8 protein-coding genes are annotated in these 13,068 nt (G+C 30.3%); all 8 read left to right on the top strand.

All coding sequences use genetic code 11. The features are described from left to right. Window positions 1-37: 37 nt before the first annotated feature. The 8 genes from ACUXZJ_RS00115 to ACUXZJ_RS00080 all read left to right on the top strand — a co-directional run bounded on the left by ACUXZJ_RS00115 (window position 38) and on the right by ACUXZJ_RS00080 (window position 12,913). Window positions 38-952, top strand: coding sequence for a PorP/SprF family type IX secretion system membrane protein (locus ACUXZJ_RS00115; RefSeq protein ID WP_060382883.1), 915 nt, complete (start codon window positions 38-40; stop codon window positions 950-952). 10 nt (window positions 953-962) lie between these two features. Next, entirely contained in the window at window positions 963-2,921 is a 1,959-nt protein-coding gene (locus ACUXZJ_RS00110) for an OmpA family protein (protein ID WP_060382882.1), read from the top strand. Between the two features lie 142 nt (window positions 2,922-3,063). Next, a complete protein-coding gene (locus tag ACUXZJ_RS00105) occupies window positions 3,064-5,022 on the top strand; it encodes a peptidylprolyl isomerase (RefSeq protein WP_063743138.1) in 1,959 nt (652 codons plus the stop codon). A 20-nt stretch (window positions 5,023-5,042) separates the two neighbouring features. Then, complete coding sequence (locus tag ACUXZJ_RS00100; RefSeq protein ID WP_060382880.1) at window positions 5,043-6,395, top strand: peptidylprolyl isomerase; 1,353 nt, start codon at window positions 5,043-5,045, stop codon at window positions 6,393-6,395. A gap of 105 nt (window positions 6,396-6,500) precedes the next feature. Beyond that, window positions 6,501-8,150, top strand: coding sequence for a hypothetical protein (locus ACUXZJ_RS00095; RefSeq protein WP_060382879.1), 1,650 nt, complete (start codon window positions 6,501-6,503; stop codon window positions 8,148-8,150). A gap of 138 nt (window positions 8,151-8,288) precedes the next feature. Next, entirely contained in the window at window positions 8,289-9,242 is a 954-nt protein-coding gene (locus tag ACUXZJ_RS00090) for an AAA family ATPase (RefSeq protein ID WP_060382878.1), read from the top strand. A gap of 1 nt (window position 9,243) precedes the next feature. Next, a complete protein-coding gene (locus tag ACUXZJ_RS00085; RefSeq protein ID WP_060383870.1) occupies window positions 9,244-9,927 on the top strand; it encodes a carboxylesterase family protein in 684 nt (227 codons plus the stop codon). Window positions 9,928-10,141: 214 nt separating this feature from the next. After that, complete coding sequence (locus tag ACUXZJ_RS00080) at window positions 10,142-12,913, top strand: bifunctional aconitate hydratase 2/2-methylisocitrate dehydratase (protein WP_446195488.1); 2,772 nt, start codon at window positions 10,142-10,144, stop codon at window positions 12,911-12,913. The last annotated feature ends 155 nt before the right edge of the window (window positions 12,914-13,068 follow it).

The raw sequence follows: 13,068 nt of genomic DNA, 5'->3' as shown, positions 1-13,068 counted from the left end.
GTCTTTAGGGCGGAGGATATTTAAAAAAGAATATGATATGAAAAACAAAATTATATATTTACTACTTTTAATGAGTGGAATTAGTTTTGCTCAACAAGAAGCACAGTATACACAATATATGTATAACACTGCCAATGTAAATCCCGGTTACACAGGTACCCGCGGTTGTTTTAGTGCTTTAGTAATGCACCGCTCCCAATGGGTAGGATTAGAAGGAGCCCCAAAGACAAATACAGTTGCAATGAGTACCCCCTTAGGTCTTAACAATAGGATGGGATTAGGAGTAAGCGTTATAAACGATAAAATAGGTCCTTCAGATGAAAATGCAATATCAGTAGACCTAAGTTATAATATTAACACTACAGAAAACTCTAAATTGTCTTTTGGAATAAAAGGAACAGCTAATTTTTTTAGTGTTGATTTTAATAAGACAAAGATTCATAATGTATCAGATGGTTTGATAAGACAAAATGTAGACAATCGTTTTTTCCCCAATATAGGAGCAGGAGCATTTTGGTATTCAGATAAGACCTATGTAGGACTATCCATCCCTTTTATATTAGAACAAAAATACTATGATAACGATGTTCAATACGTAGCCAGTGAACGTATGCACCCTCATTTAATAGCAGGACACGTATTTCGCCTAAGTAGTGAAGTACAATTTAAACCCACAACGATGATTAAATATGTAAATGGAGCCCCATTACAAGTCGATTTATCAGGGAATTTTTGGTTTAATGAAAAATTTTCATTGGGAGCCGCCTATCGTTGGAGTGCAGCATGGAGCGCTATGGCAGGATTTCAAATTAACGATTCTTGGTTAGTAGGATATGCCTACGATCGAGATGTTACCAGATTAGGAAATTTTAACTCTGGTTCACACGAAATATTTTTACGTTATGAATTGTTTAAACGTGTAGAAAAAGTGGTAGCCCCACGTTTCTTCTAAAACTATTATTATGAAAAGAATAATTTTATTTACTGTATTAGGATTGTCTTTGAATGGAATATATGCACAAGAGAAAAAAATCATAAAAGCAAGTAATCACTATAATGGTTTAGCATACGTCGATGCAATTGGCACCTATTTAAAAGTAGCTCAAAAAGGATATAAATCAAAAGAGTTATTTCAACGCTTAGGAGATTCCTATTACTACAATGCTAAATTTACAGAAGCCCATAAATGGTATACTGAATTATTTGCTTTAGGTGAAACAGTAGAACCTGAATATTACTATCGTTATGCACAAACCCTCAAATCGGTAGAAAATTACAAAAAAGCCGATGAATATATGGATAAATTTTATCAATTAACATCCAAAGATACAAGAGCCAGTATTTATAATAATCAAAAAGATTATAAAAATATTATCGCAAAAAATTCTGGACGTTTTGAAATAAAACCAGTAAGCATTAATGGCAGTTCTTCCGATTATGGTACAGCATTCTATGGAAACAAAGTACTTTTTGCATCCACTAGAGATACCATTGGAGTTTTCAAAACAAAAGCAAAATGGACAGGAAAATCATTTACCAACCTGTATGCTGCTGATAAAAATGAAACAGGAGACGATCTTATTAATACAGCTCGTTTTGCAAAAGAAATCAATTCCAAATATCACGAAGACTCTCCCGTTTTCACCAAAGATCTAAAAACAGTTTACTTTACCCGTAATAATTTCAATGAAGGAAAAGTAGGAAAAGACGATAAAAAAGTCATCAATTTAAAGATCTATCGAGCTAATTTAAATACAAAAGGAGAATGGATTAATATAACAGAACTACCATTTAATAGTGATCAATACAGTGTAGCACATCCCGCCTTATCCCCTGACGAAAAAACCTTATATTTTGCCTCTAATATGCCCGGAACATACGGGCAATCCGACTTATTCAAGGTAGCTATTTTAGGAGAAAACAGTTATGGAACCCCTATTAACCTAGGAAATACAATCAATACAGAAGCCAGAGAAACCTTTCCTTTTATAAGCGATAAAGGAGTATTATATTATGCAACCGATGGACAACAAGGACTAGGAGGATTAGATATTTACGCAACACAATTAGATGATAAAGGAATGGTTACTAATTTAGTAACCAATGTTGGATCCCCAATAAATGGTCCCATGGACGATTTTGCTTTTATCATAGACGAAAAAGGAAAAGGCTTCTTTTCCTCAAACCGTTCAGAAGGCAAAGGTTTAGATGACATCTATAGTTTTATAGAAAAATCCCCATTAAATTTAGAAATCCAACACCAACTAACAGGCATTGTTACAAACTCCGAAACAGGAGAAGCAATTCCAGAAGCAACCGTAACATTATATGATGAAAAATTTAAAGAAATAGAAAAAGTTCTAGCAGACAACAAAGGATTTTATGATTTTAAGAAAATTCCTGCGGGTAAAAAATATTATGTACGAGCAGAAAAAGAAGATTATGAAACCAAAGAAAAACCAGTAGAAATTCCAAATAAAACAGGAAAAACAAATTTACCTATAGATACTGCCAAAAAAGTAAAAGAAATAAAAGAAGGATCCGATTTAGCCAAAATATTTGAAATTAAAATTATTTATTTTGATCTAGATAAATCATTTATTCGTCCTGATGCAGCAGTAGAATTAGCTAAAATTTTAGAAGTGATGAAACAATACCCCACCATGAAAGTAGACGTTCGATCACATACTGACTGTCGTCAAACCGCAGCTTATAATGCAAAACTTTCAGATCGTAGAGCAAAAGAAACAGTGGCTTGGCTCATCAAAAAAGGTATTGCAAAAGATCGTTTAACAGGTCGTGGTTATGGAGAATCACAATTAATAAATAATTGCGGTTGTGAACCAACTAATCAATCTTCTTGTACAGAAGAACAACATCAAGAAAATAGAAGAAGCGAATTTATCATTGTAAAAATGTAATAAAATATAAAAGCTTGGTTAAAAAGCACCTCATAGGAGGTGTTTTTTTGTTAATAATTTTTTGTTAATAGATTTATCTTTACTTGTTTAATGTGTTCTAATTCTTATTTTTGCTTTGCTATTTATAAAAAACAATAGGATAATGAATCTAAAACAGTTTTTAACTACTGCATTATTAATAATTTCTACTACAGGTTTTTCGCAAAATCTCAATAAAGATATATTGTTTACAATTGATGATAAACCATATTATACAGATGAGTTTTTACGCGTTTATAATAAAAATATTGATCTAGTTAAAGATGAGTCACAAAAAGATTTGAATGCTTATTTAGATTTATATGTGGCTTATAAGCTAAAAATTAATAAAGCAAATAAATTAGAATTACAAAACGGAACACAATATAAAAACGAATTACGTTCCTATAGAAATCAATTGGCTAAAAATTATACCTCTGATACTAAAGTTACAAAGGCATTAATAGATGAGGCATATACCAGAATACAAAAAGAAGTAAAAGCAAGTCACATTCTGATATTATGTGATGAAAATGCAACTCCTGAAGATACACTAAAAGCATATAAACAAATTCAAGAAGTTAGAAATAAAGCCTTAAAAGGAGAATCTTTCGAATCTTTAGCAATTCAGTATTCTCAAGATCCATCAGCTAAAGAAAATAAAGGAAATTTGGGATATTTTTCTGCTTTTCGAATGGTATATCCTTTTGAATCTGCAGCTTATAAAACAAAAATAGAAGAAATTTCGATGCCAGTACGTACAAGGTTCGGATACCATTTACTAAAAGTACAAGATATAAGAGAAAATAGAGGAGAAGTAACGGTAGCTCATATTATGATCTTAAGACCTCAGAACAATACTGATGCAGATATTATAAAGTCGAAAAATTCAATTTATGATATTTATTCAAAATTAAAACAAGGAGAAAATTTTGCTACTTTGGCAAATCAGTATTCAGAAGATAAGAGTTCTGCTCCAAAAGGAGGTACTTTGCCTCGTTTTAGTTCAGGTCAGTTAAGTTCAGATATTTTTGAAGATAAAGCATTTGAACTAAAAAAAATAGGTGATTATTCAGAACCTTTCGAAAGCCAATTCGGATGGCACATAGTTAAACTTATTGAAAAACACCCCATTAAGAAATTACAAGAGATGGAACGAGAGCTAGATGCTAAAATTAGAAAAGATGATCGCTCCAAAATAATAGTTTCAGCATTAACTTCTAAATTACGTCAAAAATATTCTGTAAAACGTAATGAAAAAATGTTTTTAGAAATTAAAAATATTATAACAGATAGTTATTATAATCCAGAATGGCAAATGCCAGAAAATAAAAAGCAACTATTTGATAAAGAATTAGTAAAAATAGCCGATAAATCAATTGAAGGAACTCTTTTTATAAACGAACTAAATTCACAACAAAAAATAAAAACCAAAATAAAACCAATTGAAAAATTAATAGATCAAGCATATTCTAATTTTATAGATAACCAATTAAATATTTACTATAATGAAAATTTAGAAAAGGAATTTCCTGAATTTGCAAATATAGTAGAAGAATACAGAGATGGTTTATTGTTATTTGATTTAATGGAAAAAGAAATTTGGAATAAAGCAAAACAAGATACAATTGGTCTTAAAAAATATTTCCAAGAAAATAAATTAAAATATCAATGGAAAAATCGAGCAGAAGTGATAACCGTATCCTCAACTAATGAAGAATTTGTTAAAAAAGCTCAAAAGTTGTTAAAGGAAAATGCTACTATTGATGTATTAAAAGAAAAATTAAATACAAAAGAAATAATTAATGTTATACCTAAAAAAGAAATAGTTGAAGAAGGAAACAATCCTAATATTATTTTAAAAGAAGGAGTTACTAAAATTTACAAAGAAAAAGAGTATTTTTACGTTACAAAAGTACTGAAAATTTTACCAGCTAGACAAAAAGAATTGGAAGAAACTAAAGGAAAAGTTATTAGTGATTATCAGCAGTTTCTGGAAGATAATTGGGTTTCTGAACTCAAAAAAGAATTTAAGGTTAATATAAATAACAATGTTTTTGAAAAGTTAAAAACATCTAAATAAAAAGTAATAAAGCAATAAAAATGAAATTAATTCAAAAAGTAAGTGTTTTTCTAACTTTATTCATTGCCGTTTTTTCGACTACTGCTCAAAAAACAAAAGTAGATGGTGTAGTTGGAGTAGTTGGAGATTATATAATTTTAGATTCAGATATTGATAAAACCTATATAGAACTCAAACAACAAGGAATTAATACAAAAGAAATTTCTCGTTGTCAAATGCTAGGCAAATTATTAGAAGATAAGTTATATGCTCATCAAGCAGTTCAAGACAGTATAAAGGTAACAGATGCAGAAATAAATCAAAAATTAGAGGAACAATTAGACTATGCTAAACAACAATTAGGCTCAATAGAAAAAGTAGTTGAATATTATAGAAAAACGAACGAACAAGATTTGAGAACTGAGTTATTTGATATTATTAAGTCAAATAAATTAACCGCAGAGATGCAAAAAAAGATTGTAGATCGTGTAACTATTACCCCTGAAGAAGTACGTGATTTCTATAAAAAAATACCAAAAGAAGAACTACCCGTTTTTGGAGCAGAAATGGAATTGGCTCAAATTGTAATAAAACCTGAAATTTCTAAAGAATCCAAACAAGCCATCATTGATCAACTAAAATCATTAAAAAAAGAAATATTAGAAAATGGGGCTAGTTTTTTTACGAAAGCAGTTTTATATTCAGAAGATCCAGGATCTAAAAATAGTGGAGGTTACTATAAAATGAATAGAAAAACACAATTTGTTAAGGAATTTAAAGATGTAGCTTTTAGTCTACAAGAAGGAGAAATATCAGAACCATTCGAAACAGAATTTGGCTATCATATTATACAATTAGAAAAAATTAAAGGACAAGATTTAGAGTTACGACATATAGTAATTGCACCTAAAGCATCTGATAAAGCCATAAAAGAAGCAAAAGAAAAAGCAGAAAAAATTAGATCACGTATTTTAAATAAAGAATTAACTTTTTCCCAAGCAGCTCGCCAGTTTTCAGATGAAAAGGAAACTAAAAATGATGGAGGAGTTTTAACAAACCCAAAAACACAAGACACTCGTTTTGAATTGACCAAAATGGATCCTTCTATTTACGGAGTAGTAGCAAATTTAAAAGACGGTGAAATATCATATCCTGTAACAGATGAAGATAGAACAGGTGCAAAATTTTTTAAAATTATGACCGTAACTAATCGTTTTGAAGAACATACGGCTGATTATGCAAAAGATTACTTACGTTTAAAAGAATTAGCACTAAAAGAAAAACAATTAAAAGAAATTGGGAAGTGGAGTGCAGATAAAATAAAAGAAACCCATATTAAAATTAATGGAGAGTATCGTGACTGTACCTTCACTAATAATTGGTTAAAAAAATAAATTTTATTATAATACAAAAAAAGAGTTAATTTTATAGTTTTATAGAATTAACTCTTTTTTTTAATATTTATTTTTAGAAAAAAGTGTTCGTTATAATTGTTGCCTATGTCTACTCTTTCTACCTTTTTAAAAGAAAATAATACAAAACTAAAAGAGATAAAGAAACTAACTGTTCGTGATTTAGATGAGTTAGAGCCCAACTCGTTTGTTGCTTATGTAGATCAAAAAGATAAAAGTTATGATGTACAAATAAAAATCAATTCCAAAAAAGAAATTGAGACAACCCTTTGCGATTGTTCAGCTAATAGTGTTTGTATACATATAATAGCATTAGCCTCTTTTCTTAAAAATCAAAAAACAATAACTGAAACATCAAAAAAAAGAATCCTTAAAAAACAATCCGAATCAGACCAATTATTAGAAACGATTTCAGATACCGATTTGCGGATTTGGATAGCAAATTTATTGAACACAAATAAAGAAATAGCCTTTGTTTTTAAAAATCAATTCTTTAAAGAAGAAATTCAAATTTCAGAAGAAAAACTTACAGATATTATTAATGAATCTATAAAATCTATTATAGGAAAAAGAAAAACAGTACAAACCAATGAGGTAAAAAAAATTATAGATACCCTTCAAATAAGTCTAAAACCTTATATTGAAATTCTTTTAAAAAATCAAACCCTAGAAAATCTAAAGCATATTGATTATATAGCCAAAGAGCTTTGGCAATTTTATAATGACTATTGTTTACATACGACTCGAATTGAAACCTTTATCAAAAAAATAAAAGAAACTTTTATTACAAATCTTTTACTCCTAAAAGATTTTGACTTATGGTGTGAAAGAGTAGAGGCTTTGATAGTCTTTGAAATAACAGATGGAAAAAAATATACTAATTTCTTTTATCTAGATAAGATTTATAAATTTTCAAAAACAAACGAGTTAAAACTTGCATTTTTCTTGAATAAATTAGAAGAAAAAGCAAAACCTTTTTTAGAAAAAAAAATAGATTGGAGATTAGAAAACTTTGATTTAAGAGAATTTGTTTTACCTATTTATATAGAACATGGGGTGTTTGCCAAGTATGTAAAAATTTTTGAACCTGTAAAATTTCAAAACGACTATAACCTCTTACTTATTAAAGCATTAAATGAATTAGGTGAAAATGAAAAAGTAGAAAAATACGCTTTAGATCAAATTCATAGTAATTATTATGAAGAAATTAATATCCCTTATGTTGAAATTTTAGATGAATTATATCGTAAACTAGAACAAAACGATAAATTAGCCTTATTACTAGCACGACACGGAAAATATATTTTTAGTCGAAATAACTATGAATTAATAAAAAAATATGCTCCTTTAGAAGATTTTAAAAAATACCGACAAGCTTTGTTGACAAACGCAACTAATGCCATATTTTATGGAAATCAAGAAGCATTTGAGTTATATTATCAATTAAAAAAAGAAGAAGGAAAACAAGAATTTCTTTTTGATATTTTAAATAAAACAAATAGTTACACCATTTTTAATAAATACAAAGAAGATGCTTTTAAAATGTCGGAAATTAAATTCTTAAAAGCATTATGTAATATCCATAATTCGTCATTATACGAGAAAAAAGAAGTGAACGAAATTGTTCAATTTATAATAAAAAATTATGATGAAAAACAATTGAAATTTTATCTAGAACAATTTAGAGGTTTTAATGAAGTACTAAAAATCTTACGAAAAATGAGCTTAGATGAGTGATTAGCTTTATTTCAAATTTTTTTAAATCAAATAAAAATATTAGTTTTAACTTTTTTAAAAGAAAAAGTTTTTTTGTAAATGAGTTTGGTTTTATCTGTTTTTCAATTTTAAAATCAAATTCAAAAAATCTAAAATAAAATGTCAGACGTAACAGCTATAGAGCAACTAGTTCAAAAACAAAAAGAATTAAAAACAGAAATTGCCAAGGTAATTGTAGGACAACAAGAAGTAGTTAACCAAATTGTCCTAAGTATATTTTCCGGAGGACATGCACTTTTAGTAGGAGTACCAGGATTAGCAAAGACATTAATGGTAAATACAATCTCGCAAGCATTAGGATTAGATTTTAAACGTATTCAGTTTACTCCAGATTTAATGCCGTCCGATATTTTAGGAAGTGAAATTTTAGATGAAAATCGGACCTTCAAATTCATAAAAGGACCTATTTTTTCTAATATTATTCTAGCAGATGAGATAAATCGTACACCGCCAAAAACCCAAGCAGCACTTTTAGAAGCTATGCAAGAAAAATCAGTTACAGTAGCAGGACACCATTATAAGTTAGAGCTACCTTTTTTTGTATTAGCCACTCAAAACCCTATAGAACAAGAAGGAACTTATCCTTTACCAGAGGCACAGTTAGACCGGTTTATGTTTGCCATCAAGTTAAACTATCCAACCTTTAAAGAAGAGGTAATGGTGGTTAAAAGTACTACGTCAGATTTTAAAGCAAGCGTAAATCCATTATTTACCCCAAGTGAAATTATTGAATTCCAACAATTAATTCGTAGAATACCTGTTACCGATAACGTCATAGAATATGCTGTAACTTTAGTATCCAAGACACGTCCTGACAATCCTTTAGCACCCAATCTGGTGAAGAACTATATTGATTGGGGAGCGGGACCGCGTGCATCTCAAAATTTAATTTTAGCAGCCAAAACACACGCTGCTCTACAAGGTAAATTTAGTCCTGATATAGAAGATGTACAAGCCGTAGCAGTAGGAATCTTAAGACATCGTATTGTGAAAAATTATAAAGCAGATGCAGAAGGTATTTCAGAAGAAAGTATTATTCAAAAATTATTTTAATATGAGATGGATTGGAGTAATCATTGCACTTTTTTTCTTATCCTTTCAAGAAAAACCTAAAAAAATCGAGGCTGTTAAAGGAAAAACCTCATATCCTTTTTGGGTACAAGCCCCTAAAGAAGGAGAAAAATTACCTTTATTACTTTTTTTACACGGAAAAAGCCTCTCCGGTACCAATTTGAATCGTGTAAAACGATACGGCGTTCTGCGTGCTATAGAACGCGGACGTAAGATTGATGCGGTAGTAATGGCACCCCAATTAGCTAAAGGAGCTTGGAATCCTGATAAAGTACTAGAACTCATTCAATATGCAAAAGAAAATTACGCTGTAGATGCAAGTCGTATTTATGTTTGTGGAATGAGCCTAGGAGGATATGGAACCTTACATTTTGCAGGAAAATACCCAAATGAATTAACAGCAGCCGTTGCTATATGTGGAGGAGGTAATACAGCAGATAGTTTTAACTTAGCACAACTTCCTTTATGGATTATTCATGGTGCAAAAGACTTTATAGTACCATTAAGAGAATCCTCAAAAGTATATGAAGCTATAAAAAAATGTATACCAGAAGCAGATGCTACTTTTACCATAGAGCCCAATGGAAATCATGGCAGTGTAGAACGCTATTTTCATAAAGATGTCTTTTATGATTGGTTATTTAAATATATAAAAGCCAAAAAATAATAAAAAAAACATTTTATAAAACTAAAACAGGTTGTATTTCGTTAAAATACAACCTGTTTTATTTATTTATTTTTAAATATAAAGTGCTTAATTTGATATTTTGGTAAAAAATAATGAAAGATTGCGATATTTGTTTTGAAAATTTTTAAGCAATCTGAACATTTCGTAAATTTGAACAACAAAAATAATAACCTTATATTTATAGTAATTAGATATGGAATTGTATAAAGAATACCTTAAAGAAATTGAAGAGCGAAAAGGACAAGGATTACATCCAAAACCTATTGATGGAGCTGAATTATTAAACGAAATTGTACTACAAATTAAAGATGTAAATAATCAAGATAGAGAAGATTCTCTAAAGTTTTTTATTTACAATACCTTACCAGGAACAACCCCAGCAGCAAAAGTAAAAGCTGATTTTTTAAAAGAAATAATTTTAGGAGAAGTATTAGTTGCCGAAATTTCACCCGCTTTTGCTTTCGAATTGTTGTCACACATGAAAGGAGGACCTTCTATAGAAGTATTGCTGGATTTAGCTTTAGGAAATACTCCTGAAATAGCCAAACAAGCAGCAGAAGTATTAAAAACACAAGTTTTCTTATACGATGCAGATATGGATCGTTTAAAAGTAGCTTTTGAAAAAGGAAATACAGTAGCTAAAGAAATACTAGAAAGTTATGCTAAAGCTGAGTTTTTTACAAAGTTACCAGAAGTGGCAGAGGAAATGAAAGTTATTACTTTCGTAGCTGGTATAGGAGATATTTCCACAGATTTACTATCTCCAGGTAATCAAGCACATTCACGTTCTGATAGAGAATTACATGGTAAATGTATGATCTCTCCTAAAGCACAAGAAGAAATAGAAGCTTTAAAATTACAACATCCAGATAAAAGCGTAATGCTGGTAGCAGAAAAAGGCACAATGGGAGTAGGATCTTCTCGTATGTCAGGTGTAAACAATGTAGCATTATGGACAGGTAAACAAGCAAGTCCTTACGTACCATTTGTAAACTTTGCTCCAATTGTAGGGGGTACTAACGGAATCTCACCAATTTTCTTAACTACAGTTGATGTAACAGGAGGTATTGGTATTGATCTTAAAAACTGGATAAAAAAGACAGACACAAATGGAGAACTAGTTCGAGATGAAAATGGAGAGCCTGTATTAGAACAAGTCTATTCTGTTGAAACAGGAACTGTTTTAACAATCAACACAAAAACAAAAAAATTATACAACGGAGATAAAGAATTAATTGATTTATCAAAATCATTTACTCCACAAAAAATGGAATTTATCAAAGCAGGAGGATCTTATGCTATTGTTTTTGGTAAAAAATTACAAACCTTTGCAGCAAAAACCTTGGGGATAACAGCACCTGTAGTTTTTGCTCCTTCAAAAGAAGTTTCTATAGAAGGTCAAGGATTAACAGCTGTAGAAAAAATATTCAATAGAAATGCAGTAGGTAATACACCAGGAACAATATTACACGCCGGTTCTGACGTTCGTGTGACAGTTAATATTGTGGGATCCCAAGATACTACAGGTTTAATGACTGCCCAAGAATTAGAATCAATGGCTGCAACAGTAATTTCGCCAATTGTTGATGGAGCTTACCAATCAGGATGTCATACCGCTTCCGTTTGGGATAAAAAAGCACAAATAAACATTCCAAAATTAATGAAATTTATGAACGATTTTGGTTTGATTACAGCACGTGACCCTAAAGGAGTATACCATTCAATGACTGATGTAATTCACAAAGTGTTAAATGATATTACAGTTGATGATAGAGCCATTATTATAGGAGGAGATTCACATACACGTATGTCTAAAGGAGTAGCGTTTGGTGCTGACTCTGGTACAGTAGCTTTAGCTTTAGCTACAGGTGAAGCCTCTATGCCAATTCCAGAATCAGTAAAAGTAACTTTTAAAGGAAATATGGCTAATTATATGGATTTCCGTGATGTAGTTCATGCAACACAAGCACAAATGTTACACCAGTTTGGAGGCGAAAACGTTTTCCAAGGTAGAATTATTGAAGTTCATATAGGTACATTAACAGCAGATCAAGCCTTTACCTTTACAGATTGGACCGCAGAAATGAAAGCTAAAGCATCTATTTGTATTTCTGAAGATGAAACCCTGATAGAATCTTTAGAAATTGCAAAGTCTAGAATCCAAATCATGATTGATAAAGGAATGGACAACAAAAACAAAGTATTACAAGGCTTGATTGATAAAGCAAATCAGCGTATTAGCGAGATTCGTTCAGGAAAAGAACCTGCATTAAAACCAGATGCAAACGCTAAATACTATGCAGAAGTGGTAGTAGATCTAGATGTGGTAAACGAACCAATGATTGCCGATCCAGATGTAAATAATAAAGACATCTCTAAACGTTATACACATGATACCATTCGCCCATTATCTTTTTATGGCGGAACCAAAACAGTCGATTTAGGATTTATAGGTTCTTGTATGGTGCATAAAGGCGATATGAAAATATTAGCCCAAATGTTGAAAAACGTAGAAGCACAAAAAGGCGAAGTAAAATTTAATGCACCATTAGTAGTAGCACCTCCAACTTATAACATTGTAGATGAATTAAAAGCTGAAGGAGACTGGGAAGTATTACAAAAATATTCAGGTTTTGAATTTGATGATAATAACCCTAAATCAAATGCACGTACCGAGTATGAAAACATGTTGTACCTAGAACGTCCAGGATGTAACTTATGTATGGGAAATCAAGAAAAAGCTTCAAAAGGAGATACCGTTATGGCCACATCTACTCGTTTATTCCAAGGGAGAGTAGTAGAAGATACAGATGCTAAAAAAGGAGAATCTCTACTTTCTTCAACACCCGTAGTAGTGTTGTCAACTATCCTAGGTAGAACTCCAACTATTGAAGAATACAAACAAGCAGTACAAAATATTAATTTAACTAAGTTTGCACCATCTCATAAATTATTGGTGAAATAATATATTTTTAAAATGAATTAATGAGAACTGTTCAAAAAGATAAGTAAAATCCAAAAGGTTAAACAAATTTATAATTAATTCTAATAAAAATGAGCTCGGTATTTGATCGAGCTCATTTCGTCTAAACTTGATTTAATTCAAATAAAATACATTCT

The organism is Flavobacterium sp. TN-1, from assembly GCF_052828645.1.
Note: the sequence above shows the minus strand (reverse complement) of the source record. Positions and strands in the feature narration are given on the sequence as shown.

Bases quoted from the DNA above. Each gene is read 5' to 3' on its own strand.
- ACUXZJ_RS00095 (WP_060382879.1), top strand. From the start codon at position 6,501: ATGTCTACTCTTTCTACCTTTTTAAAAGAAAATAATACAAAACTAAAA.
- ACUXZJ_RS00090 (WP_060382878.1), top strand. From the start codon at position 8,289: ATGTCAGACGTAACAGCTATAGAGCAACTAGTTCAAAAACAAAAAGAA.
- ACUXZJ_RS00085 (WP_060383870.1), top strand. From the start codon at position 9,244: ATGAGATGGATTGGAGTAATCATTGCACTTTTTTTCTTATCCTTTCAA.
- ACUXZJ_RS00080 (WP_446195488.1), top strand. From the start codon at position 10,142: ATGGAATTGTATAAAGAATACCTTAAAGAAATTGAAGAGCGAAAAGGA.
- ACUXZJ_RS00115 (WP_060382883.1), top strand. From the start codon at position 38: ATGAAAAACAAAATTATATATTTACTACTTTTAATGAGTGGAATTAGT.
- ACUXZJ_RS00110 (WP_060382882.1), top strand. From the start codon at position 963: ATGAAAAGAATAATTTTATTTACTGTATTAGGATTGTCTTTGAATGGA.
- ACUXZJ_RS00100 (WP_060382880.1), top strand. From the start codon at position 5,043: ATGAAATTAATTCAAAAAGTAAGTGTTTTTCTAACTTTATTCATTGCC.
- ACUXZJ_RS00105 (WP_063743138.1), top strand. From the start codon at position 3,064: ATGAATCTAAAACAGTTTTTAACTACTGCATTATTAATAATTTCTACT.